The organism is Streptomyces albidochromogenes (assembly GCF_005981925.1).
Lineage (GTDB): Bacteria > Actinomycetota > Actinomycetes > Streptomycetales > Streptomycetaceae > Streptomyces > Streptomyces albidochromogenes.
The window spans coordinates 1-22,990 of the sequence record NZ_VBVX01000084.1; the positions used below are offsets into that span (position 1 = coordinate 1).

20 protein-coding genes, 1 pseudogene and 1 riboswitch are annotated in these 22,990 nt (G+C 70.5%); of the genes and pseudogenes, 12 read left to right on the top strand and 9 right to left on the bottom strand.

Annotated features, from left to right (window positions below; all coding sequences use genetic code 11):
- Positions 1 to 71: 71 nt before the first annotated feature.
- Positions 72 to 1,007 carry a 1-aminocyclopropane-1-carboxylate deaminase/D-cysteine desulfhydrase gene (locus tag E2E34_RS13750; protein ID WP_138902192.1) on the top strand — a complete coding sequence of 312 codons (936 nt, stop codon included), beginning with the start codon at positions 72 to 74 and terminating at the stop codon, positions 1,005 to 1,007.
- On the opposite strand, the gene E2E34_RS13755 is transcribed toward E2E34_RS13750, so the two are convergent.
- Positions 986 to 2,581: a Na+/H+ antiporter gene (locus E2E34_RS13755; RefSeq protein ID WP_138902193.1), complete on the bottom strand. Its 1,596-nt coding sequence runs from the start codon at positions 2,579 to 2,581 to the stop codon at positions 986 to 988. The genes E2E34_RS13750 and E2E34_RS13755 overlap by 22 nt on opposite strands.
- A gap of 46 nt (positions 2,582 to 2,627) precedes the next feature.
- Between E2E34_RS13755 and E2E34_RS13760 the strand changes: the two genes are divergently transcribed.
- The 3 genes from E2E34_RS13760 (at position 2,628) to E2E34_RS13770 (ending at position 4,575) form a co-directional block, all read left to right on the top strand.
- Positions 2,628 to 2,888, top strand: coding sequence for a UBP-type zinc finger domain-containing protein (locus E2E34_RS13760; protein WP_138902194.1), 261 nt, complete (start codon positions 2,628 to 2,630; stop codon positions 2,886 to 2,888).
- Between the two features lie 236 nt (positions 2,889 to 3,124).
- Positions 3,125 to 3,538: an ATP-binding protein gene (locus tag E2E34_RS13765; RefSeq protein ID WP_028811722.1), complete on the top strand. Its 414-nt coding sequence runs from the start codon at positions 3,125 to 3,127 to the stop codon at positions 3,536 to 3,538.
- Positions 3,535 to 4,575: an RNA polymerase sigma factor SigF gene (locus E2E34_RS13770; RefSeq protein ID WP_138902195.1), complete on the top strand. Its 1,041-nt coding sequence runs from the start codon at positions 3,535 to 3,537 to the stop codon at positions 4,573 to 4,575. Before E2E34_RS13765 ends, E2E34_RS13770 begins: the two co-directional genes overlap by 4 nt.
- Before the next feature lie 48 nt (positions 4,576 to 4,623).
- On the opposite strand, the gene E2E34_RS13775 is transcribed toward E2E34_RS13770, so the two are convergent.
- Complete coding sequence (locus tag E2E34_RS13775; protein WP_189718786.1) at positions 4,624 to 5,055, bottom strand: hypothetical protein; 432 nt, start codon at positions 5,053 to 5,055, stop codon at positions 4,624 to 4,626.
- A 73-nt stretch (positions 5,056 to 5,128) separates the two neighbouring features.
- Here E2E34_RS13775 and E2E34_RS13780 point away from each other — a divergent pair, with 73 nt between their 5' ends.
- Positions 5,129 to 6,097, top strand: coding sequence for a diacylglycerol/lipid kinase family protein (locus E2E34_RS13780; protein ID WP_138902196.1), 969 nt, complete (start codon positions 5,129 to 5,131; stop codon positions 6,095 to 6,097).
- Between the two features lie 317 nt (positions 6,098 to 6,414).
- Positions 6,415 to 6,672, top strand: a complete 258-nt coding sequence (locus E2E34_RS13785; RefSeq protein ID WP_004937597.1) for a WhiB family transcriptional regulator — start codon at positions 6,415 to 6,417, stop codon at positions 6,670 to 6,672.
- Positions 6,673 to 6,881: 209 nt separating this feature from the next.
- Here E2E34_RS13785 and E2E34_RS13790 read toward each other — a convergent pair whose 3' ends face one another.
- Entirely contained in the window at positions 6,882 to 8,348 is a 1,467-nt protein-coding gene (locus tag E2E34_RS13790; protein WP_138902197.1) for a sensor histidine kinase, read from the bottom strand.
- Positions 8,349 to 8,703: 355 nt separating this feature from the next.
- Positions 8,704 to 9,750, bottom strand: a complete 1,047-nt coding sequence (locus E2E34_RS13795; RefSeq protein WP_138902198.1) for an SIS domain-containing protein — start codon at positions 9,748 to 9,750, stop codon at positions 8,704 to 8,706.
- Positions 9,751 to 9,905: 155 nt separating this feature from the next.
- Between E2E34_RS13795 and nagB the strand changes: the two genes are divergently transcribed.
- Positions 9,906 to 10,691 (top strand): glucosamine-6-phosphate deaminase, encoded by a 786-nt coding sequence (gene nagB, locus E2E34_RS13800; RefSeq protein WP_138902199.1) that lies wholly within the window; start codon positions 9,906 to 9,908, stop codon positions 10,689 to 10,691.
- 84 nt (positions 10,692 to 10,775) lie between these two features.
- Here the strand turns inward: nagB and E2E34_RS13805 are convergent, their stop codons facing one another.
- From E2E34_RS13805 to E2E34_RS13820, 4 genes are all read right to left on the bottom strand, one after another.
- Entirely contained in the window at positions 10,776 to 12,314 is a 1,539-nt protein-coding gene (locus tag E2E34_RS13805) for a glycoside hydrolase family 3 protein (RefSeq protein ID WP_138902200.1), read from the bottom strand.
- Between the two features lie 7 nt (positions 12,315 to 12,321).
- Positions 12,322 to 13,200, bottom strand: a complete 879-nt coding sequence (locus E2E34_RS13810; RefSeq protein WP_138902201.1) for a carbohydrate ABC transporter permease — start codon at positions 13,198 to 13,200, stop codon at positions 12,322 to 12,324.
- Entirely contained in the window at positions 13,197 to 14,192 is a 996-nt protein-coding gene (locus E2E34_RS13815; RefSeq protein ID WP_138902202.1) for a carbohydrate ABC transporter permease, read from the bottom strand. The genes E2E34_RS13810 and E2E34_RS13815 overlap by 4 nt, the downstream gene beginning before the upstream one ends.
- An 83-nt stretch (positions 14,193 to 14,275) precedes the next feature.
- Positions 14,276 to 15,556, bottom strand: coding sequence for an extracellular solute-binding protein (locus E2E34_RS13820; protein ID WP_138902203.1), 1,281 nt, complete (start codon positions 15,554 to 15,556; stop codon positions 14,276 to 14,278).
- Positions 15,557 to 15,839: 283 nt separating this feature from the next.
- Here E2E34_RS13820 and E2E34_RS13825 point away from each other — a divergent pair, with 283 nt between their 5' ends.
- From E2E34_RS13825 to E2E34_RS13840, 4 genes are all read left to right on the top strand, one after another.
- Positions 15,840 to 16,607, top strand: a complete 768-nt coding sequence (locus E2E34_RS13825) for a GntR family transcriptional regulator (protein ID WP_138894931.1) — start codon at positions 15,840 to 15,842, stop codon at positions 16,605 to 16,607.
- 227 nt (positions 16,608 to 16,834) lie between these two features.
- The gene (locus tag E2E34_RS13830; RefSeq protein WP_208765235.1) at positions 16,835 to 19,054 is read left to right on the top strand and encodes a carbon starvation CstA family protein; all 2,220 of its coding nucleotides are present in this window, start codon (positions 16,835 to 16,837) and stop codon (positions 19,052 to 19,054) included.
- The gene (locus tag E2E34_RS13835) at positions 19,051 to 19,254 is read left to right on the top strand and encodes a YbdD/YjiX family protein (RefSeq protein WP_138902204.1); all 204 of its coding nucleotides are present in this window, start codon (positions 19,051 to 19,053) and stop codon (positions 19,252 to 19,254) included. Before E2E34_RS13830 ends, E2E34_RS13835 begins: the two co-directional genes overlap by 4 nt.
- Positions 19,255 to 19,350: 96 nt before the next feature.
- Positions 19,351 to 19,650 (top strand): hypothetical protein, encoded by a 300-nt coding sequence (locus E2E34_RS13840; RefSeq protein ID WP_138902205.1) that lies wholly within the window; start codon positions 19,351 to 19,353, stop codon positions 19,648 to 19,650.
- 28 nt (positions 19,651 to 19,678) lie between these two features.
- On the opposite strand, the pseudogene E2E34_RS13845 reads toward E2E34_RS13840, so the two are convergent.
- Positions 19,679 to 20,280 (bottom strand): annotated as a pseudogene (locus E2E34_RS13845) (Uma2 family endonuclease).
- A 112-nt stretch (positions 20,281 to 20,392) separates the two neighbouring features.
- A riboswitch (cobalamin riboswitch) is annotated at positions 20,393 to 20,517 on the top strand.
- 139 nt (positions 20,518 to 20,656) lie between these two features.
- On the opposite strand from E2E34_RS13845, the gene E2E34_RS13850 reads away from it, so the two are divergent.
- Positions 20,657 to 22,990, top strand: a 2,334-nt coding sequence (locus tag E2E34_RS13850; RefSeq protein ID WP_138902206.1) for a ribonucleoside-diphosphate reductase subunit alpha, incomplete at its 3' end; no start/stop codon positions are given.

Here is a 22,990-nt window from a genome sequence, read left to right on the forward strand (position 1 = left end):
CCCCCTGCCCCCGCGACCCCTGAGCCCATGACCTCCGTGGCCCTCGCGGTGCCCACGGCGACAATGGGTGCATGACCCCCGAAGCGCTCGACCTCTCCTCCCTGCGGCCGCGGCTGCCGTCGCCGCTGCGGGAGGCCGAGGACGAGCGCTTCGCCCGGCACGGCGTACGCCTGCTGCTCAAGCGCGACGATCTGATCCACCCGGACCTGCCGGGCAACAAGTGGCGCAAGCTGGAGCTGAATCTGCGGGCCGCGGCCGGGCGCGCGGTGCTGACCTTCGGGGGCGCGTACTCGAACCACCTGCGGGCGACGGCCGCCGCCGGGCGGCTGCTGGGCTTCCCGACGATCGGCGTCGTACGGGGCGACGAGCTGGCCGGGCGGCCGCTGAACCCCTCCCTCGCGCGGTGCGCGGCGGACGGCATGGTGCTGCGCTTCGTGAACCGGGCCACCTACCGGGAGAAGGCGCGGCCACAGGTGCTGGCCGCCCTCGTGGCCGAGGCCGCCGCCTCCGCGGGGCGGGACGGCACGCCGGACGACCTCTACGTCGTCCCCGAGGGCGGCAGCAACGCCCTCGCCGTGCGGGGGTGCGTCGCGCTCGGGCGGGAACTGCGCGAAGCGGCCGACGTCGTGGGCGTGGCCTGCGGCACCGGTGGCACCGTCGCCGGCCTCGCCGCCGGACTGGGGCCCGCGCAGCGCGTCATCGGCTTCCCCGTCCTCAAGGGCGGCTTCCTCGGCGACGGGATACGCGCCCTCCAGGACGCCGCCTTCGGCGCCCCGGCCGGCGACTGGACGCTCGACGACCGCTTCCACTGCGGCGGATACGCCCGTACCACCCCGGAACTCGAAGCGTTCGCCGCCGACTTCGAGGACCGGCACGCCATGCCCGTGGAGCGGCTCTATGTCGCCAAGATGCTGTACGGGCTGACCACGCTCGCCACCGAGGGCGCCTTCCCGCCCGGAACGGCCGTCGCGGCGGTCGTCACGGGTCAGCCGGACTCCGTTCGGTAGGCCGCCGCCTCCTCCAGGTCCAGCCGGCGCATCAGGGTGCGCAGCATCTCGTCGTCGATGCGCCGCCGGTCGCGCAGTTCCACGAAGACCGTCCGTTCCGCGGCGATCATCTCCCCAGCGAGACGGCGGTACGTGGCGTCGGCCGATTCCCCGGTCTCCTCGTTGACCGCGCCGAGCCGTTCCCACACGGCGTTGCGACGCCTCTCCAGAACGGTCCGCAGCCGGTCAGCGAGCGGCTGCGGCAGCGCGTTGCGGGGGTCGGCGAGCAGTTCCTCCAGCCGCGCCTCGGCGGCCGCCGATGCCTCGCTCTGGGCCTGCGCCTCGGCGAGCGTCTCGGCGTACGTGTCGCGCTTGGGCATCTTCAGGAGGCGGATCAGCGGGGCGAGCGTGAGGCCCTGGACGACCAGGGTGGCGATCACCGTGGTGAAGGTGAGGAAGAGGACCAGGTTCCGCGCGGGGAACGGGTCGCCGTGGACCGTCAGCGGGATGGAGAAGGCGATCGCGAGGGACACCACTCCGCGCATCCCGGCCCATCCGACGACCACGGGTGAGGCCCACGTGACGCCCGGTTCGCGTTCCCGGATGCGCCGCGACAGGAACCTCGGCAGATACGTCGCCGGGAAGACCCACACGAAGCGCACCACGACGACGGCGACGAAGACCGCGAACGCGTACCAGACGGCCTCGCCGCCCCCGTACGGCCCGAGCCCGCGCAGGACGTACGGCAGCTGCAGCCCGATCAGCGCGAACACGACCGATTCGAGGATGAAGGACACCATCCGCCACACGGCGTGCTCCTGGATCCGGGTCGCGAAGTCGACCTGCCAGGAGCGGTGCCCCAGGTAGAGGGCGACGACCACGACGGCGAGCACCCCGGAGGCGTGCACGTACTCGGCCGCCGCGTACGCCACGAAGGGGATCAGCAGCGAGAGGGTGTTCTGGAGCAGCGCCTCCTTCAGGTGCGTGCGCAGCCAGTGCAGCGGCACCATCAGGAGCAGCCCGACACCCACGCCGCCGACCGCCGCGACGGCGAACTCCGCGATCCCGCCGGCCCAGCTGGCTCCCTCGCCGGCCGCGGCCGCGAGCGCCACCTTGAAGGCGGTGATGGCGGTGGCGTCGTTCACGAGGGACTCGCCCTGGAGGATCGCGGTGATGCGCGGGGGAAGCCCCAGCCGGCGGGCGATGGCGGTGGCGGCCACGGCGTCGGGTGGTGCGATCACCGCGCCGAGGACCAGCGCGGACGTCAGAGTGAGGCCGGGAACGACGAGGTACGCGAAGTAGCCGACGACCACGGTCGCGAAGAGCACATAGCCGACCGACAGGAAGGCGACGGGTCTGATGTTCGCCCGCAGGTCCAGGTACGAGCTGTCGACGGCGGCCGTGTAGAGGAGCGGCGGCAGCAGCAGCGGCAGGACGATGTCCGGCCTCAGCGTGTAGTCCGGCACTCCCGGGACGTACGTCGCCGCGAGACCCGCCGCGACCAGCAGCAGCGGCGCCGGCACCGGTGTCCTGCGGGCCGCCCCGGCGACCACGGCACTCCCCGCGATGAGGACCAGCAGTGGCAATGCGTCCATGGTTTCCGACCCGCCCTGTTCGTTCGCCCGTCGTAACCTGGCCATCATGAACGAGTGCCGTCACGCCGCCGCGCTTCCCCGCCCCGAGCCGGTCCCCCTGAGCGACACCTGCCCCGAGTGCCTCGCGGCCGGCAGCCATCCCGTCCAGCTGCGGCTGTGCCTGGAGTGCGGGCACGTGGGGTGCTGCGACTCGTCGCCGTACCGCCACGCGTCCGCGCACGCCAAGGAAGAGGGCCATCCGGTGGTGCGCAGCTTCGAGCCGGGCGAGGACTGGCGCTGGTGCTACGAGGACGGTTCGATCGTCTGACGCGTGGGTACGTCAACCCGACGCCGGTTGTTTCCAATTGAGTGCCGCAGACCTCTAGCCACTGTGCGTACTCATGTGCTTACCATGAGTGACAGTTCGGGGTGGGGGCCCCGGCGACAGGGCAGAATGGATCGCGATAGCGTCACCGGCGAACGAACGTATCGACGTACCGCGTGGCTTCGGGGGGCGCTGCCTCCCGGACCCCCGAAAGAGCTTGTGCCACCTTGGAGGTGAGGGTGTCCCAGATCGCAGGCGAGCCCGGGACCCAGGACTTCGTGGAAGTCCGGCTGCCCGCTGCAGGTGCCTATCTGTCCGTGCTGCGTACGGCCACGGCCGGACTCGCGGCGCGCTTGGACTTCACCCTCGACGAGATCGAGGATCTGCGCATCGCGGTCGACGAGGCCTGCGCGATCCTGCTTCAGCAGGCCGTGCCCGGCTCCGTCCTCAGCTGTGTCTTCCGGCTCGTCGAGGACTCGCTCGACGTCACGGTCTCGGCCCCCACCACCGACGGACGCGCGCCGGAGCGCGACACCTTCGCCTGGACCGTGCTCTCGGCACTGGCGGGCAAGGTCGATTCCACCGTCGCGGAGGACCGTACGGTCACCATCAGCCTGTACAAACAGCGCGGCGCGGGACCCGGGCCGGCGTGAGGAACGGGGACGGGCCGGTGCGCAACGAGGAGCTCAGCCCACAGGCGCCGACGGGAGAGCGCGCGGCCCCGGCCGGTCCCGCGCCCGCACCGGCGGGCATCCCTGAGCAGCAGGCCCGCCCCCATCCGGTCGACGGACCGGGGGACGGCGGGCCGGCGGTCGACGGACCGGTGGGCACGGTGGCGGCGGAGCAGGCAGAGCGGGCGGGCCATATGAGCGAGCACGGACAGCACTCCACGCAGCAGGAGCACGAGCGCCGCGACGCGCACGAGCGCCATGATCCGAACGACCGCAGTGGTGCGCGCGCCCTCTTCATCGAGCTGCGCGAGCTGCCGGACGGATCGGCCGAGAAGGCGGAGCTGCGCAACCGGCTGGTGCGCATGCACCTGCCCCTGGTCGAGCACCTGGCACGCCGCTTCCGCAACCGGGGCGAGCCGCTCGACGACCTGACCCAGGTCGCGACGATCGGCCTGATCAAGTCGGTGGACCGGTTCGATCCGGAGCGCGGGGTCGAGTTCTCGACGTACGCCACTCCGACCGTGGTCGGCGAGATCAAGCGGCACTTCCGCGACAAGGGCTGGGCGGTACGGGTGCCCCGCCGGCTCCAGGAGCTGCGCCTGTCGCTGACGACGGCCACGGCCGAGCTCTCCCAGCAGCACGGCCGGTCCCCGACCGTGCACGAGCTGGCCGAGCGCCTGGGCATCTCCGAGGAGGAGGTCCTGGAGGGGCTGGAGTCCGCCAACGCGTACAGCACTCTCTCGCTGGACGTGCCGGACACCGACGACGAGTCGCCGGCGGTCGCGGACACGCTGGGCTCGGAGGACGAGGCGCTGGAGGGCGTCGAGTACCGGGAGTCGCTCAAGCCGCTGCTCGAAGACCTGCCGCCGCGCGAGAAGCGGATCCTGCTGCTTCGCTTCTTCGGGAACATGACGCAGTCGCAGATCGCCACGGAGGTCGGCATCTCGCAGATGCACGTCTCCCGGCTGCTGGCGCGCACCCTGGCTCAGCTCCGCGAAAAGCTGCTGGTCGAGGAGTAGGCCCACGGGTGCGGCCCGCACCCTGCGCGATGACCCGCGGCGCTGTCGCTACGCGTCGCGGGGACCGCGAATGCCCAGCGCCCGATTCGTCGCGGGATTGACCAGCAGGACGAGGGACGCGACGGCCACCGCCGCCAGGGCGATGCCGGCCGGGATCAGCAGGGCGCCCTCGGAGCGCAGCAGGGTCCAGGCCACCGGAAGCGCCATGATCTGCGTGATGATCGCGGGCCCGCGACTCCACGCGCGGCACTTGAGGAGCCCTCGCGCGGCCAGCAGCGGCAGCAGCGCCAGGGCGATCAGCGTCAGGCCGCCCATCTCCGCCTGCTCGGGCTTGTCGGGACTGCCGAGCAGCCCCATGACGAGCATGTACGCGCCACCGGCGACCAGGGCCAGGCCCTCCAGCGCGGCGAGCCCCGCCGCGGCGGTCAGCCGGTTCGGGCGGGGTTCGGCGGCGGCTTCGGAAGTCTGCTCATTGCTCACCCCAGCAGCGTAACCGCCCACCCCGGAGGGCCAGGTCTGGGCCAGGATCCGCGGACTGGGTAGTCTGGCGCCCATGCGTGCACTTCTCGTGGTCAACCCGGCAGCCACCACAACCAGCGCACGCACCCGCGATGTCCTGATCCATGCCCTCGCCAGCGAGATGAAGCTGGAAGTCGTGACGACCGAGTACCGGGGGCACGCCCGCGATCTTGGCCGGCGGGCGGCGGAGAGCCAGGACATGGAGCTGGTCGTGGCGCTCGGCGGCGACGGCACGGTCAACGAGGTCGTCAACGGTCTCCTCCACGAGGGCCCGGATCCGGAGAGGCTTCCGCGCCTCGCCGTGGTCCCGGGCGGTTCCACGAACGTCTTCGCCCGCGCCCTGGGCATTCCCAATGACGCGGTCGAGGCGACCGGCGCCATTCTGGACGCGCTGCGCACGCGCAGTGAGCGGACGGTCGGTCTCGGTCTCGCCGCGGGTACCCCGGGAACGGAGGACGAATCAGTCCCGGCCCGCTGGTTCACGTTCTGCGCGGGATTCGGCTTCGACGCGGGAGTGATCGGCCGGGTCGAACAGCACAGGGAACGCGGCAAGAGGTCGACGCACGCCCTCTATGTGCGCCAGGTGGTACGCCAGTTCCTGACGGAACCGCACCGCCGGCAGGGACTGATCACCCTGGAGCGCCCCGGGCAGGACCCGGTCGAGGATCTTGTGCTGTCCATAGTCTGCAACACCTCCCCCTGGACCTACCTGGGCAATCGCCCGATGTACGCGTCCCCCGAGGCCTCCTTCGACAAGGCCCTCGACGTGCTCGGACTGAGCAAGCTCTCCGCCCCCGCCGTGGCCCGTTACGCGACCCAGCTGCTGACCTCGTCGCCCGAGCGCGGACCCCATGGCAAGCATGCGGTGACATTGCACGACCTGACCGACTTCACCTTGCATTCGAAGGCCCCACTGCCCTTCCAGATGGACGGTGACCACCTCGGGCTGCGTACAAGCGTGACGTTCACAGGCGTTCGCCGTGCACTGCGTGTGATTGTGTGAGCGGAAGGCGCAAAAGTCCTTTAACTCGAACGTACGGGCTGGGTTACACCCCATAGAAGTACGGCTGTGACCTACCCGACACCGAGGAATCAAAAAAAACTTTCCAGAAGGGGTTGTATCCGCTGCCGAGGTTTGGGAATCTCTACATGGCGATCGGGACGGCCCGCAACACCAGCCTCCGCTGAAAGCCAGAACCCCTCCTCCACACAGGACCCACACCAGGCAACTGGCAGTCGGCCCTTCACTTGCGGGGGGATTCGTGAAAGCGTTCACATTCACAAGCAACGTGCTTGTAATACCAAGGAGAGGTAGCAGCCATGGACTGGCGTCACAACGCCGTTTGTCGTGAGGAAGACCCGGAGCTGTTCTTCCCCATCGGCAACACCGGTCCTGCGCTGCTGCAGATCGAGGAAGCCAAGGCCGTCTGCCGCCGCTGCCCCGTCATGGAGCAGTGCCTGCAGTGGGCGCTCGAGTCCGGCCAGGACTCCGGCGTCTGGGGTGGCCTCAGCGAGGACGAGCGCCGCGCGATGAAGCGCCGCGCCGCTCGCAACCGGGCGCGTAACGCGACCGCCTGAACCACCACCCCGCACGAGCCTGAGCTTGGCGGCGCGTACAGCGCGTACGCACCACCCGCCCCCGAGCCGCAGCGCGCAGTACCCCCGATGCGCATAGCAACGTGAGCTTTGAGCCCCGGACCGTACCCTCGGTCCGGGGCTCGCCGCTTTCACGCCCGCCGTCGGAAGGCTCCGCCGCGACGGATGCGCGCCGGTTTCCTGTCGGTGCGTTACTTGGCGGCGCGTACGGGTACGTCGAGTACCACGCGGGTGCCGCCCTCGAGGCCCGGCACCATGTCGAACGTCCCGCCCAACTCGCCCTCCACCAGCGTCCGTACGATCTGGAGCCCCAGATTGCCGGTGCGCTTCGCGTCGAATCCCTCGGGCAGCCCGCGGCCGTCGTCCTGGACGGTGATGAGCAGCCGGGCGTCCTTGTGGTCGCCGCCGCGCACCGCCGCCACCTCGACCGAGCCGTGCTCGGCCGGCGCGAAGGCGTGTTCCAGCGCGTTCTGGAGCACCTCGGTCAGGACCATGGCGAGCGGCGTCGCGACCTCGGCGTCGAGAATGCCGAACCGGCCCGCGCGCCGGCAGTCGACCTTGCCGGGCGAGATCTCGGCGACCATCGCGATCACCCGGTCGGCGATCTCGTCGAACTCCACGCGCTCGTCGAGGTTCTGCGACAGCGTCTCGTGGACGATCGCGATCGAGCCGACCCGGCGCACCGCCTCGTTGAGCGCCTCGCGGCCCTTCTCGGAATCCATCCGGCGGGCCTGCAGCCGCAGCAGCGCCGCCACCGTCTGCAGATTGTTCTTCACCCGGTGGTGGATCTCCCGGATGGTCGCGTCCTTGGTGATCAACTCGCGCTCGCGGCGGCGCAGTTCCGTCACGTCGCGGCACAGCACGAGCGAACCGATCCGGGTGCCCTTCGGCTTCAGCGGGATCACGCGCAGCTGGATGACACCGCTGCTCCCCTCGACCTCGGTCTCGCGCGGGGCGTAGCCGCTGGCCAGCTTGACCAGGGCTTCGTCCACCGGGCCGCGGGAGGGGGCGAGTTCGGCGGTGGCCTGGCCGAGGTGGTGTCCGACCAGGTCGGAGGCGAGGCCGAGGCGGTGGTACGCGGAGAGGGCGTTGGGCGACGCGTACTGGACGATGCCGTCCGCGTCGAGGCGGATCAGCCCGTCGCCGGCGCGCGGCGAGGCGTCCATGTCGACCTGCTGGCCGGGGAAGGGGAAGGACCCGGCGGCGATCATCTGCGCCAGGTCGGAGGCGCTCTGGAGGTACGTCAGCTCCAGGCGGCTCGGGGTGCGCACGGTCAGCAGGTTGGTGTTGCGGGCGATGACGCCCAGGACGCGCCCCTCGCGGCGTACGGGGATCGACTCGACCCGTACCGGGACCTCCTCGCGCCACTCCGGGTCGCCCTCGCGCACGATCCGGCCCTCGTCGAGGGCGGCGTCGAGGAGCGGGCGGCGGCCGCGCGGCACGAGGTGGCCGACCATGTCGTCCTGGTAGGAGGTGGGGCCGGTGTTGGGCCGCATCTGCGCGACGGAGACATAGCGGGTCCCGTCGAGGGTGGGCACCCACAGGACGAGGTCGGCGAAGGAGAGGTCGGAGAGCAGCTGCCACTCCGAGACCAGCAGATGGAGCCACTCGAGTTCGGCTTCACTCAGAGCGGTGTGCTGGCGGACGAGGTCGTTCATGGAGGGCACTGTGCGAGCGTACCCGCGCTCCGGCAACCCCATGGCCGCGGCGCCTGGGAGGGACCCTCAGCCCTCCTGGCACCGCAGCCCGGAGCTGCTCGACCGAGCGGGTGTGCGGTCCCGCGCGGCCTGTGGAGGCCACGGCGCAGTCAGGGCAGAGAGCGCCGGTGCCTCGATCCACCCTCCTGTGCGGGGAGGGAGGAGGCTTTTGTCCTTACCGCACATTGTGGACTAGACCATTATCCGTGTCCATGGCCGTGCCGGGTCAAATTACCCGATCAATCGGCTTCGTGTGGCCACGCGTACGTGACGATCTTCGCGACATGCTCCGCCGGCCCCGCGGCGCCCCGGACTTTCAGTGGGTCTCGGTGACCTTCGCGAGCGCGCGCGGGGCGTCCGGGTCCTGGCCCCGGGCGATCGTCACCTCGTACGCCAGGAGCTGGAGCGGCAGGATCTCCAGGACCGGCTGGAGCTCCTCGGGGACGTCCTCCAGGGCGAGTACGAAGCCCGCCGAGGCGGCACCCACCTGCGCCGCGGGGCCGATCACCACCAGGTCGGCGCCGCGGCCGCGCAGCCGGTCGAGTACGGGTTGCAGGGCTTCACCGCCCTTGCCCGCGGTCACGACGGCGATGACCGGGGAGATGTTGTCGACCATGGCGAGCGGGCCGTGCAGCAGGTCGGCGCCGGAGTACGAGAGGGCGGGGATGTAGCTCGTCTCCATGAGCTTGAGCGCCGCCTCCTTGGCCGTGGGGTAGCCGTAGCCGCGCGAGGTGATGACCATGCGGCCGGCGAAGCGGTAGCGGCCGGCGAGCTGCCGGACCTCGTCCCGGCGCGCCAGGATCCGCTCGGCGCGGTCCGGCAGGACCGCCGCGGCCGAGCCGTCGCCGCCCCCCAGGCCGTCCACGAAGAGGTAGAGGGCCAGCAGCGAGGACGTGTAGGTCTTCGTGGCGGGAAGGGCCCTCTCCGGGCCCGCGAGGACGTCGATGTGGTGCTCGCTGACCGCCGCCAGCGGCGAGTCCGCGTTGTTGGTGACGGCGAGCGTGATCGCCCCCGCCTCGCGGGCCGCCCGGGTGGACGCGACCAGGTCGGGCGAGCCGCCGGACTGACTGACGGTGACCACCAGGACGTCCCTGAGGTCCGGGCGGGCGCCGTACGCCGTCGTCGTCGACATGGAGGACAGTCCGCACGGCAGCCCGAGCCGGATCTCCACCAGGTACTTCGCGTACAGGGCCGCGTTGTCCGACGTGCCGCGGGCGGTGAGCAGGACGAAGCGCGGGCGTTTCGCGGCGATGGCCCGCGCGGTCTCGCGGATGCGCGGCGCACCGGTTTCCAGGAGCCGGCGCAGCGCCGCCGGCTGCTCCGCGATCTCCGCGGACATCATCCTGCCGGGCTGTTCGACCATGCTCGGTACCTCCAAGAAGGTGACGATCGGCGCGTCTCAGTCGACCATGGAAAGACGGGCGTCCGCATGGCGAAGAGCCCCTGGTTCAGGGCTCCAGCTCTGCTAGATTGGTCTATACCACAAGCGGCTCCCCCTCTCAGATCGGCAGGCTCAGCGTGGAAGTTGTCATCGTCCCGGACGCCAAAGCGGGTGGCGAGCTGATCGCGGCGGCCATCGGCCGGCTGCTGCGCCACAAGCCCGACGCGCTGCTCGGCGTGGCCACCGGTTCCTCCCCGCTGCCCATCTACGAAGCGCTGACGGCCCAGGTCCGCGCGGGCGAGACCGACGCGTCGCGCGCCCGGATCTGCCAGCTCGACGAGTACGTCGGCCTGCCCCCGGGGCACCCCGAGTCGTACCGCTCCGTCGTGCTGCGCGAGGTCGTCGAGCCGCTCGGCCTGACCGAGGCGTCCTTCATGGGCCCCGACGGGTCCGCCGAGGACATCGAGGGCGCGTGCGCGGCGTACGACCGCGCACTCGGCGAGGCCGGCGGCGTGGACCTCCAGCTGCTCGGAATCGGCACCGACGGGCACATAGGCTTCAACGAGCCGTGCTCCTCGCTCGCCTCCCGCACCCGCATCAAGACGCTGACCGAGCAGACCCGCGTCGACAACGCGCGTTTCTTCGACAACGACATCGAGCAGGTGCCCCACCACGTCATCACCCAGGGCATCGGCACGATCCTGGAGGCCCGGCACCTGGTGCTGCTCGCCACCGGCGAGGGCAAGGCCGAGGCCGTCGCGCAGACCGTGGAGGGCCCGGTCGCGGCGCTCGTGCCGGCCTCCGCCCTGCAGCTGCACCCGCACGCGACCGTCGTCGTGGACGAGGCGGCGGCGTCCAAACTGAAGCTCGCGGACTACTTCCGGGCGACGTACGCGGCCAAGCCGGCCTGGCAGGGGCTGTAGCGGCGGCCTGCCGCCCGCCGTACGGCGAACGCGGAGTGCCGAGGTCCCCCCGGACCCGGCACTCCGCGTTCGTCGTACGGGCCCTCAGACGCCCGCGACGACCTCGGCGGCCGCCCGTCCGCACACCCGCGCGGCGCCGTGCGTGGCGATGTACAGACCCCCGCGCGGCTGCGCCTGCGGCACGCCCATCTCCACCACGACCGTGTCGGGCCGGGCCGCCGTCAGCGACTCCAGCGCGACCGCCATCCAGGGGTGGCGGTGGGCGTCGCGCACGACCGCGACGATCCGGCGGTCGCCCGCGGCCCCGATCACCCGGTCCGGCGTGGAGTCCTCGCTGCCGTAGGTGCCCGTCGCGGTGCCCGGAAGCAGCTGCGCCAGCTCGGCGGCCACCCCCCACGGCGTCTCGTCACCGACCGCGATGTTGGCGACGGGAGAGAAGGAGGCGACGTACGGGGCGGAAGTGACCGGCTCGAAGGCGGGGCTCCGCGTGATCCGCAGCGCGCGCCGGGCGGCCACCAGGCCGACCTCGGAACGAGAGCCCGCGCCGGGTCCGGGCGCGGTCCCCTCCTGTGAAGCCGCGCCCGGCCCGGAGGCCCCCCGGGCCCCCCTGGTCTGCTGCGCCCAGCCCGCGAGCGCGCGCACACGCGCGGCCGCGTCGGCCAGCCGTTCCTCCGGCAGTACGCCGTCCCGCACGGCCGCGACCAGCGCGTCGCGCAGCCGCAGTACGGTCTCGTCGTCCGCCAGTCCGCCGCCGACGCAGATCGCGTCGGCGCCCGCGGCGATCGCCATGACGCTGCCACGCTCTATGCCGTACGTCGCGGAGATGGCCTGCATCTCCATGCCGTCGGTGATGATCAGCCCGTCGTAGCCGAGCTCCTCGCGCAGCAGGCCGGTGAGGATCTGCGGGCTCAGAGTGGCCGGACGGGACGGGTCGAGCGCAGGAAGCAGGATATGCGCGCTCATGACAGATTTGGAGCCCGCCGCGATCGCCGCCCGGAAAGGCACCAGCTCACGGGCGTGCAATGTGTCCAAATCCACGTCGATCGTGGGCAGTGCGTGGTGCGAGTCGACGGCGGTGTCGCCGTGGCCCGGGAAGTGTTTGGTGCAGGCGGCGACCCCGGCGGCCTGGAGTCCTTCGACGTACGCCGCGGTGTGCCGGGCCACGAGCAGCGGGTCGGCGCCGAAGGAACGTACGCCGATGACCGGATTGCCCGGGTTGGAGTTCACGTCGGCGGAGGGCGCCCAGTTGAGGTTGACTCCGCACTCGGCCAGTCTGCGGCCGAGTTCGCGGGCGACGTCCCGGGTGAGCGCGGTGTCGTCGACGGCGCCGAGCGCGAGGTTGCCGGGAAACGACGAGCCGTGGCGGACCTCCAGGCGGGTGACGTCACCACCCTCCTCGTCGATCGCCACCAGCACGTCGTCCCGCTCCGCGCGCAACTGCGCGGTGAGTGCGGCCAGTTGCTCCGGGGAGGCGATGTTGCGGCCGAAGAGGCCGACCGAGGTGAGGCCCTCACCGACGCGGCGCAGCAGCCAGTCGGGGGCGGTGGCGCCCTCGAAGCCGGGCTGGAGGACCGCGAGGGCGTCGCGGGTCAGGGTGTCCGTAGGGCTTACGAGTGTCGTCATGGCGGCGTTATCCCTTCACTGCGCCGGCCGTCAGACCTGCGGCCATCTTGCGCTGGACGAGGAGGAAGAGGATCACGATGGGGACGGCCATCATGGTGGCGCCGGCCATCATCGGGGCGTACTCGGTGCCGTGCTTGGTGGTGAAGTTGCCGAGCCAGACCGTGGCGGTCTGGTTCTGCTGGCTCATCAGCATCAGCGCGTACAGGTACTCGTTCCACGCCTGGATGAATCCGTACACGGAGGTCGCCACCATTCCGGGGGCGAGCAGCGGGAAGACGACGCGGACGAACGCCCCGGAGCGGGTGCAGCCGTCGACCATGGCCGCCTCCTCCAGCTCCTTGGGGATGTTCACGATGAAGCCGCGCAGGGTCCACACGGTGAAGGGGAGGACGAAGGTCAGATACGTGATGATCAGGCCGGTGAGCTTGTCGTACTGACCGAACTCGTTCAGGAGCAGGAAGACCGGGATGATCATGGCGACCAGCGGGACCATCTGGATCGCGAGGATGCCGACGATCACGATCTTGCGGCCGCGGAAGGCGAAGCGGGAGATGGCGAGCGCGGCGAGCATGCCGACCACGATGCCGATGACGACCACGACGGAGGAGACGGCGAGGCTGCGCCCGACCGGGCCCCAGAAGTCGGCCACGTCGAACGCCCTGCGGAAGTTCTCCAGCGTGAACGTGCCGGGGAAGAACTGGGGGTTCGGGTCGATGGCGTCCTTGGCCGGCTTGAACGCCGTGTTGAGCATCCAGTAGACGGGGAAGCCCATGACGACGAAGACCAGGAGGCCGAGGACGTTCCAGCCGGCCTTGCCCCTCCTGCCCTTGCGGGGGCGGCCCTTGGGGCGCGGGACGGCGGCGGGAGCCGCGGTGGTCGAGGTCACTCCACCTCTCCGATCTTCAGCATCTGACGCATGTAGACGGCGACCACGCCCAGCAGCAGCAACACGGTGACCAGGGCGATCGCCGAGCCGCCGGAGTAGTCGTTGACGACGAACGCCTTCTGGTACGAGTACGTCGTGAGCAGCTGGAACTCGGCTTCCGGGTTGCCGCCCCGCATCACGAAGACCTGGGGGAAGACGCCCATGTCCCAGATCACCGACAGGGTGGTCAGCATGACGAGGATGGGCTTGAGGATCGGCAGGGTGACCCAGCGGAAGACGCCCCAGGCCCCGGCTCCGTCGAGGCGGGCGGCCTCTTCCATCTCCTTGGGGACCTGGGTGAGACCGGCGCTCAGTGTGATCACGACGAAGGGCACGGCGCCCCACACGACGAGCAGCATGATGACGGCGAGGCCCTGCGGGCCGCTGGCGAACCAGTTGTGGCCGGCCATCTCGACTCCGGGCAGCTTGCTCAGCAGCCAGTTGAGCACGCCGTAGTCGGTGTCGAAGATCCACTTGAAGATGGCGGTGGCGACGATGATGGGCATGCCCCAGCTGGCCACCAGGGCGATGCTGATGAGCGCCTTCACCCAGCCGGAGACCCGCTGCATGAGCAGGGCGATCACCATGCCGAGCACCATGGTCAGGGTGACGGCGCCGGCGGTGAAGACGATCGTGCGTACGGCCACCGCCCAGAACTCGCCGTCGCCGAGGATGGCGGTGAAGTTCTTCAGGCCGACCCACTCGGCCTCCTTGAAGCCCCAGAGCTCCGACTTGCCGAAGCTCTGGAACGACAGCGTCACGAGCCGCACCAGCGGATAGCCCATGACGAGCACGATGACCAGCAGACAGGGAGCGAGCAGCGCCCAGGGCGCGGCGGCCCCGCCGGCGGACGGTTTCCTGGCGGGCTTTCCCGGTACTTCCGGCCCGGTGCGCGGCGGTGGCGACGGCCGCGTCGGCGGGACCTTGGCGGTGGTTGTCTCTGCGGCACTCATCGCGCGCTCCTCACAGCTGCCTCTCCTACTGCGGGCGGGCAGGGCCGCCGCCGGGGACCGGCGCAGCCCTGCCCGCTCGAAGGTCACTTGGTGTTGATGACCTTGTCGATCTTGGCGTCGGCGGCCTTCGCGGCGGCCTCGACCGACTTCTTGCCGGTGCCGATCTCCTGGAGCATGGTCTGGAGGATCTTGCCCTTCTCGACCTGGCCCCAGCCGGGAGCGGTGGGAACGAACCAGCTGGACGCGGCGGCGGTGGCCGGGACGGCGGTCGCCGGGTCCGACTTCAGGGGCTCCAGGTCCGACTTGTTGTTCGGGAGGTTGCCCTTGCCGATGAGGCCCTTCTGGCCCTCGGCGCCGGTGAACGCGTTGATCCACTCGCCCGCGACGGCCTGGGCGTCGGACTTGACCGGGATGGCGAGGTCGGAGCCGCCGAGGAAGACCGGGAGGTTCTTGCCGGACGGGCCGGGCATCACGAAGCTCTCGATCTTGTCGGCCAGTTTGCCGACCTTGTCGTTCTTCGGGTCGGCGGCGGTCCCGCCCTCCCACGCGGCGGCGAACATCGTCGCGGCCTTGCCCTGGCCGAAGACGACCGGACGGTCGGCCTCGTCCTTGGTCTTGTCGGCGTGCATGTACTTGTCGAGGACCTTCTTGTACTCGTTCAGGCCCTTGAGGGACTCGGCCGAGGACAGGTTGGACTTCCACTGGTCGCCGGACTGCTCGGCGATGGAGCCGCCGGCGTCGTACACGAACGACATGGCCGCGTACCAGTCGGGCGACGGCTGGTACCAGGCGCTGAACTTGTCGCCCTTCTTCTTCTGGATCTTGTCCAGAGCGGAGGTGAGCTCCTTGTACGTCTTCGGCGGGGTCTTGACGCCCGCCTCGGCGGCGACGTCCTTGCGCCAGGTGCCGACGCGGCCGCCGGCGTAGTACGGCACGCCGTAGGTCTTGCCCTCGTAGGTGACGGACAGCTTGAGGCCGTCCAGCCACTCGTCCGACTTGTCGAACTTCGACGGGTCGACCTCGGCGAAGGCGCCGGTGGACATGTAGCCCACCATCTCGGAGTTGCCCATCTCGACGACGTCCGGAGCCTTGTCCGTGGCGAGTACGGCATCGAGCTTGGCGTTCTTGTCCGGCCAGCCGTAGTACTCGTGCTTGATCTTGATGCCCGGGTACTTCTTGACGATCTTGTCGTCGGCCGCCTTGACCAGCTCGGGCCAGTTGTTCTGCGCGTCGACCGTGAGCCAGACCGTGAGCTCCTTGGGCTTCGCCTCGTCGCCACCGCCCGAGCTGCCCGAGTCGCCACACGCCGCGATGCCGACCATCATGCCCGCGACGCCTATCGCCGCGATGAGCTTGCGCTTCACGCCACCCTCCTCAGGGATGCCTGCAACCCCCCTGCCCACCGCGAAGACTTCGACAAGTACTGCCCGGGGGTGGGACCTTGGTCTCTAATGGTTTAGACCAGTACCGGGAGCTTGGCCTAGACCTTTAGGGGTGTCAAGGGTGTATAAGAAGGGCTCTCGCGTCCGTTATCGGACCGACACCTGAGCAAGGGCGACGACCTTCGCCAAGGCCGTGCCACCATGTGAGCCGCGACAGTCGGAGGAGCCGGTGACGGCAGCAGCACAGAAGTCGGAAAGGCGGGTCATGGCCACGGACGGGGGCGGCACGGAGGCCGAGGGCACGGCGGCGGCGACACGCACGGCACGCGTGCCGAAGTACTACCGGCTCAAGCGGCATTTGCTCGACATGACGGAGACCCTGCCGCCGGGGACCCCGGTGCCGCCGGAGCGGACCCTGGCCGCCGAGTTCGACACGTCCCGCACGACCGTGCGCCAGGCACTTCAGGAGCTCGTCGTCGAGGGCCGCCTGGAGCGGATCCAGGGCAAGGGCACCTTCGTGGCCAAGCCCAAGGTCTCGCAGGCGCTGCAACTCACGTCGTACACGGAGGACATGCGGGCGCAGGGCCTGGAGCCCACCTCCCAGCTCCTCGACATCGGTTACGTCACCGCCGACGACACCCTGGCCGGCCTGCTCGACATCTCGGCGGGCGGCCGTGTCCTGCGGATCGAGCGGCTGCGGCTGGCGAGCGGTGAGCCGATGGCGATCGAGACGACGCACCTGTCGGCGAAGCGCTTCCCGGCGCTGCGCCGCTCGCTCGTCAAGTACACCTCGCTCTACACGGCGCTGGCGGAGGTGTACGACGTCCGGCTCGCCGAGGCCGAGGAGACGATCGAGACGTCGCTGGCCACCCCCCGCGAGGCGGGGCTGCTCGGCACGGACGTGGGCCTGCCCATGCTGATGCTGTCGCGGCACTCGATCGACGGGAACGGCGAGCCGGTGGAGTGGGTGCGCTCGGTCTACCGCGGCGACCGCTACAAGTTCGTGGCGAACCTGAAGCGGCCGACGGACTGACGCGGGCGCGAGCCACGGCGGGCCGGGGGTCCGGGGGTTGCCCCCGGGACAGCACAGCATGGCGAACCTGAAGCGGCCCACGGACTGACACCGCTCTGGTACGGCCCCGACCTGCAATGGTCGGGCCGTGTCCGTACCGATATGCGGACGGGGGGTTACGGACGGCGGTCACAGCACCTAGATTTCGCGCACGTTACGAGAAAGATCGCGCGAGGGGACGGATCGCCATGCCGGAGCCGCAGTCGACAACGCCAGCCCAGAGACGACGGGCTCTGTCCCCGAAGTCCATCGCCGTGTGGAGCGCCGTGGCGCTCGTCGGCGCCGTCGCCTGGGCGGTGCTCGCCCTTTCGCGCGGCGAGGAGGTGTCGGCCGCCTGGATGCTCGCGGCGGCCCTCGGCTCGTACGCCATCGCGTACCGCTTCTACTCGCGCTTCATCGCGCACCGCGTCCTGAAGGTCGACAAGAACCGGGCCACCCCCGCCGAGCGGCTCGACAACGGTGTCGACTTCCACCCGACCGACCGCCGCGTCCTGTTCGGACACCACTTCGCCGCCATCGCCGGCGCCGGGCCGCTGGTCGGCCCCGTGCTCGCCGCGCAGATGGGCTACCTGCCCGGCACGATATGGATCATCGTCGGCGTCATCCTCGCCGGCGCCGTCCAGGACATGGTGACGCTCTTCTTCTCCACCCGGCGCGACGGCCGTTCGCTCGGCCAGATGGCGCGGGACGAGATAGGGCCGTTCGGCGGCGCGGCCGCGCTGGTCGCCGTCTTCGCCATCATGATCATCCTGCTCGCGGTGCTGGCGCTGGTCATCGTGAACGCGCTCGCGCACTCCCCGTGGGGTGTCTTCTCCATCGGCATGACCATCCCGATCGCCCTCTTCATGGGCGTCTACCTGCGCGTCCTGCGTCCCGGCCGGGTCAGCGAGGTCTCGCTCATCGGCGTCGCGCTGCTGCTGCTCGCGATCGTCTCGGGCGGCTGGGTCGCGGAGTCCTCGTGGGCGGACACCTTCACGCTGGAGCCGGGCACGCTCGTCGTGTGGATGATCGTCTACGGCTTCCTCGCCTCGGTCCTCCCGGTGTGGCTGCTGCTCGCGCCGCGCGACTACCTCTCCACCTTCATGAAGGTCGGCACCATCGCCCTGCTCGCGCTGGGCGTGTTCATCGCCCTGCCGACGATGAAGATGCCCGCCGTCACCGACTTCGCGACCAGCGGCACCGGACCGGTCTTCGCCGGCTCGATGTTCCCGTTCGTCTTCATCACCATCGCCTGCGGCGCGCTCTCCGGCTTCCACTCCCTGGTCTCCTCGGGCACCACCCCGAAGATGGTCCAGAAGGAGACGCAGATCCGGATGATCGGCTACGGCGCCATGCTGACCGAGTCGTTCGTCGCGGTGATGGCGATGATCACCGCGTGCATCATCGACCCGGGACTGTACTTCGCCATCAACTCGCCGGTCGGCGTGGTCGGGGACAGCGTCCAGGCGGCGTCCGAAGCGGTGACGAACCTGGGCTTCTCCATCTCCCCGGAGGCACTGGCCCAGGCGGCCAAGGACGTCGAGGAGCAGAGCCTGCTGTCGCGCACCGGCGGCGCGCCGACCTTCGCGCTCGGCATGTCGGAGATCTTCTCGGCGGTCGTCGGCGGCACCGCGATGAAGGCATTCTGGTACCACTTCGCGATCATGTTCGAGGCGCTGTTCATCCTCACCACGGTGGACGCCGGCACGCGCGTCGGGCGCTTCATGCTCCAGGACATGCTGGGCAACGTCTACAAGCCGTTCCGCCAGGTCAGCTGGAAGCCGGGCGTCTGGTTCGCCAGCGCGGTCGTCGTCGGCGGCTGGGGCTACTTCCTGTGGGTCGGTGTGCACGACCCGCTGGGCGGCATCAACCAGCTCTTCCCGCTCTTCGGCATCGCCAACCAGCTGCTGGCCGCCGTCGCGCTCGCCGTCTGCACGACACTCCTGGTCAAGTCGGGCCGCCTGAAGTGGGCGTGGGTCACCGCGGTGCCGCTCGCCTGGGACGTGGCGGTCACGCTCACCGCCAGCTGGCAGAAGATCTTCTCGGACGACGTGAAGGTCGGCTTCTTCGCCCAGCGCGACAAATACCAGGCCGGCATCGACGCGGGCCAAGTGCTGCCGCCCGCCAAGAACATGGACCAGATGCACACCGTCGTCACCAACTCGACGGTGGACGGCGTGCTCTGCGCGCTCTTCGCGGTCCTCATCGTGGTGGTGCTCGCGGACGCCGGCCGGGTCTGCCTGAAGGCGATCCGCGACCCCGAGAGCGTCAAGCTCCATGATGCGCCGTACGTCGAGTCGAAGCTGGTCGCCCCCGCGTCGATCATCGCCACCAAGGAGGAGAAGGCCGAACTGGTCGCGGCGGGCGTCGGCCCGGAGGGCGGCAACCGCAAGGAGACGGCGGCCGCCGGGACGGGGACGGCCGAATGACGCCGGCGGACGTACGGCGGGCGGCGGGCCGGATCCGCTGGTACGTCCGCGAGCTGACCGGCGAGTCGGCGTACGACCGGTACGTGGCCCACACGAGGTCCTGCGACCCCGGGGCTCCGGTCATGACCCGCCGGGAGTTCGAACGCAGCCGCACGGACGCCCGCGAGGCGGACCCCCGCGAGGGCTTCCGCTGCTGCTGAACGGTTCCCTACGGGCCGTCGTCTCCCCGGGGAGGCGGCGGCCCGGCGGCGTCCGGCCCGGCGGCGGGCGCGACCGCCCGGTTAGGATCGCCGGTCATGGACACGCCCTTTCTGGTTCTCGCCCTGCTCACGGTGATCATCGTCGTCGTTCTCGCCGGCTCCGTCGCCGACAGCCGGGTCAGGCGCACCGGTCGCCAGGTCGCGCGGCTCGAAGACAAGATCGACCTGATACTCGACCACCTGGGCATCAGCCACACCGACCCGGAGATGGAGCAGGTCGTCGCGCTCCTGCGGGAAGGCAAGAAGATCCCGGCGATCAAGAGCTACCGCGAGATCACGGGAGCCGACCTGCTCCACGCCAAGAACGCGGTGGAGCGGATGGAGCGCGACCTCTGAGCCGAGCCCGGCGCCCCTGCCGCCGGCGTCAGCGCACCCACTCCTCCAGGGCTTCGGTCTCCAGGGTGAGTTCGACCGGGCCGGGCAGCGCCACCGGCTTGCCGAACGGGACGGTGCGCGCGTTCTCGTACCGGACGCCGTCGGGCTCGCTGCAGACGGTCACCTCGCAGGTGTCACGGTCGATCAGCAGGTACACCGGAATGCCGGTCTCGGCGTACGCACGCGGCTTCTCCACCCGGTCGCGCTGATCGGTGTCGGTGTCGGTGTCGGTGTCGGTGTCGTACGACGTGACCTCGACGACCATCAGCACGGAATCGGGGTCGGCCCACTCGCCCTGGCCGACGAAGGCGCCGCTGGGCGCGAGGGAACCGTCAGGCCGGGCGCGGCCCTTCCGGTATGCCTGCACCTTCAGCCCCTGGCCGGGGTAGAGCCACAGCTCGGGCCGGGACTGCACGCAGATGCGCGTCAGCCACTCGATGATCCGCCCGTGGTCCCCGTCCGGCTCAACCCTGCTCCTCAGCCTCCCGTCGAGAGCTCCAGCCGCACGCCCTCGGTCGTGCGGGCGAGTATGCGCGTGGCCTCGTCGAACTCTTCTGGGAGCAGATGGGGCCGGTCGGCGACAGCTGACACGGGGCGTACCTCCTTGTGCTCACGACGATAGCGGAGCCCTGTGACAACTGCGGTCGCTCTTGTGGCGCGACACAACATGTGGGGGCCGCGTCATCCAACCGCCCCCACATGTATGCTCGTGCTCGCTGTCGCCGCAGGGGAATCCGGTGCGAATCCGGAACTGTCCCGCAACGGTGTGAACGGTGTGCTTTTGTGCACCCGGGGAGTCCGAAGACCTGCCGACGGCGTATCCGGCTCGACCGAACCGGATACCGACACGTCCGGGCCTCGCGGTTGGGCCGGTGGACGCTACGCGGTGTGCCGCCCTCCAGGGGTGACGCGTGCCCGTACGCCCCCGTTCCCCGCCGGCCCCGAGCCGAGCGAGGGAGAGCACCCCGTGACCATCGCGTCAGCCGATCCGGCAACTGCCACGGAGCCGACGGAGTCAACGGAGTCGACGCAGTCGTCCGACGGACCCGGGACCGCGCTGCTGCGGACCCTCACCGACCTGACCGCCGACCTCCCCGACACCGACCCGGGCAGAGTCGCCGCCGCCGCCCTGCGCGGCCGCAACGCGGCATCGGACGCGGCCGAGTTGCGGGGCCTGGCCACCGACGCCGCCGCCGGGCTGATCTCCGAGGACCCGGCGTACTCCCGCCTCGCGGCCCGCCTGCTCACCCGTACGATCCGGGACGAGGCGGCCACGCAGGGCGTGCGCACCTTCTCCGAGTCGGTGTCCGTCGGCCACCGCGAGGGTCTGATCGCCGACCGTACGGCCGACTTCGTGCGCGCCCACGCGGCCCGCCTCGACGCCCTGGTCGACCAGGACGCCGACGACCGCTTCGGCTACTTCGGCCTGCGCACGGTCTACAGCCGCTACCTCCTGCGCCACCCCCTCACCCGTCAGGTCGTCGAGACCCCGCAGCACTTCATGCTGCGCGTGGCGTCCGGCCTGGCCAAGGACGACTCCCCCGCGGCCGCCGACGAGGTGGCCGCGCTGTACCGCCTGATGAGCCGCCTGGACTACCTGCCGTCGTCGCCGACGCTGTTCAACTCCGGCACGCGCCACCCCCAGATGTCGTCCTGCTACCTGCTGGACTCGCCGCTCGACGAGCTGGACTCGATCTACGGCCGCTACCACGAGGTCGCGCGCCTCTCGAAGCACGCGGGCGGCATCGGTCTCTCGTACTCGCGCATCCGCGCCCGCGGCTCCCTGATCCGTGGCACCAACGGCCACTCGAACGGCATCGTCCCCTTCCTGCGCACCCTCGACTCGTCCGTCGCCGCCGTCAACCAGGGCGGCCGGCGCAAGGGCGCGGCCTGCGTCTACCTGGAGACGTGGCACGCGGACATCGAGGAGTTCCTGGAACTGCGCGACAACACGGGTGAGGAGGCGCGGCGCACCCACAACCTGAACCTCGCGCACTGGATCCCGGACGAGTTCATGCGCCGCGTCGACGCGGACGCCGACTGGTCGCTGTTCTCGCCCTCCGACGTTCCCGAGCTGGTCGACCTGTGGGGCGACGCCTTCGACCAGGCGTACCGCAAGGCGGAGGCCGACGGCCTGGCCCGTACGACGATCCCCGCGCGCCAGCTGTACGGCCGGATGATGCGTACCCTCGCCCAGACCGGCAACGGCTGGATGACGTTCAAGGACGCGTCGAACCGTACGGCGAACCAGACCGCCGAGCCCGGCTCCGTCGTGCACTCCTCGAACCTGTGCACCGAGATCCTGGAGGTCACGGACGACGGGGAGACGGCCGTCTGCAACCTCGGTTCCGTCAACCTCGGTTCGTTCGTGTCCGGGAACGGCGAGATCGAGTGGGAGCGGCTGGACGAGACCGTCCGTACGGCCGTCACGTTCCTCGACCGCGTCGTCGACATCAACTTCTACCCGACCGAGCAGGCCGGCCGCTCCAACGCCAAGTGGCGTCCGGTGGGCCTGGGCGCGATGGGTCTCCAGGACGTCTTCTTCAAGCTGCGCCTGCCGTTCGACTCGGCCGAGGCCCGCGACCTGTCCACCCGGATCGCCGAGCGCATCATGCTCGCCGCGTACGAGGCGTCCTGCGACCTCGCCGAGGTCAGCGGCCCTCTCCCGGCCTGGGAGAAGACCCGCGCGGCGCGCGGCGTCCTGCACCCCGACCACTACGGCGTCGAGGTCACCTGGCCCGAGCGGTGGGACGCGCTGCGCGCCCGTATCGCCAAGACCGGCATGCGCAACTCGCTGCTCCTCGCGATCGCGCCGACCGCGACCATCGCGTCCATCGCGGGCGTGTACGAGTGCATCGAGCCGCAGGTCTCCAACCTCTTCAAGCGCGAGACGCTCAGCGGTGAGTTCCTCCAGGTCAACGCGTACCTGGTGGAGGACCTGAAGAAGCTCGGCGTCTGGGACGCCCAGTCCCGCGAGGCGCTGCGCGAGTCGAGCGGCTCGGTGCAGGGCTTCAGCTGGATTCCCGAGGAGGTCCGGGCGCTGTACCGCACGGCGTGGGAGATCCCGCAGCGCGGCCTGATCGACATGGCGGCGGCCCGTACGCCGTACCTCGACCAGTCGCAGTCGCTGAACCTCTTCCTGGAGACGCCGACCATCGGGAAGCTCTCCTCGATGTACGCCTACGCGTGGAAGAAGGGGCTGAAGACGACGTACTACCTGCGCTCGCGCCCCGCGACCCGCATCGCCCGCGCGGCCGGCTCCGGCACGGCCGCCGCGGCCCCCATCCCCGTACAGCAGGCC

What these genes read in the sequence shown, in the direction of transcription:
- E2E34_RS13750 (WP_138902192.1), top strand. Translation starts at nt 72, where the DNA reads ATGACCCCCGAAGCGCTCGACCTCTCCTCCCTGCGGCCGCGGCTGCCG.
- E2E34_RS13755 (WP_138902193.1), bottom strand. Translation starts at nt 2,581, where the DNA reads ATGGACGCATTGCCACTGCTGGTCCTCATCGCGGGGAGTGCCGTGGTC.
- E2E34_RS13760 (WP_138902194.1), top strand. Translation starts at nt 2,628, where the DNA reads ATGAACGAGTGCCGTCACGCCGCCGCGCTTCCCCGCCCCGAGCCGGTC.
- E2E34_RS13780 (WP_138902196.1), top strand. Translation starts at nt 5,129, where the DNA reads ATGCGTGCACTTCTCGTGGTCAACCCGGCAGCCACCACAACCAGCGCA.
- E2E34_RS13785 (WP_004937597.1), top strand. Translation starts at nt 6,415, where the DNA reads ATGGACTGGCGTCACAACGCCGTTTGTCGTGAGGAAGACCCGGAGCTG.
- E2E34_RS13790 (WP_138902197.1), bottom strand. Translation starts at nt 8,348, where the DNA reads ATGAACGACCTCGTCCGCCAGCACACCGCTCTGAGTGAAGCCGAACTC.
- E2E34_RS13795 (WP_138902198.1), bottom strand. Translation starts at nt 9,750, where the DNA reads ATGGTCGAACAGCCCGGCAGGATGATGTCCGCGGAGATCGCGGAGCAG.
- E2E34_RS13805 (WP_138902200.1), bottom strand. Translation starts at nt 12,314, where the DNA reads ATGACGACACTCGTAAGCCCTACGGACACCCTGACCCGCGACGCCCTC.
- E2E34_RS13815 (WP_138902202.1), bottom strand. Translation starts at nt 14,192, where the DNA reads ATGAGTGCCGCAGAGACAACCACCGCCAAGGTCCCGCCGACGCGGCCG.
- E2E34_RS13825 (WP_138894931.1), top strand. Translation starts at nt 15,840, where the DNA reads ATGGCCACGGACGGGGGCGGCACGGAGGCCGAGGGCACGGCGGCGGCG.
- E2E34_RS13830 (WP_208765235.1), top strand. Translation starts at nt 16,835, where the DNA reads ATGCCGGAGCCGCAGTCGACAACGCCAGCCCAGAGACGACGGGCTCTG.
- E2E34_RS13835 (WP_138902204.1), top strand. Translation starts at nt 19,051, where the DNA reads ATGACGCCGGCGGACGTACGGCGGGCGGCGGGCCGGATCCGCTGGTAC.
- E2E34_RS13840 (WP_138902205.1), top strand. Translation starts at nt 19,351, where the DNA reads ATGGACACGCCCTTTCTGGTTCTCGCCCTGCTCACGGTGATCATCGTC.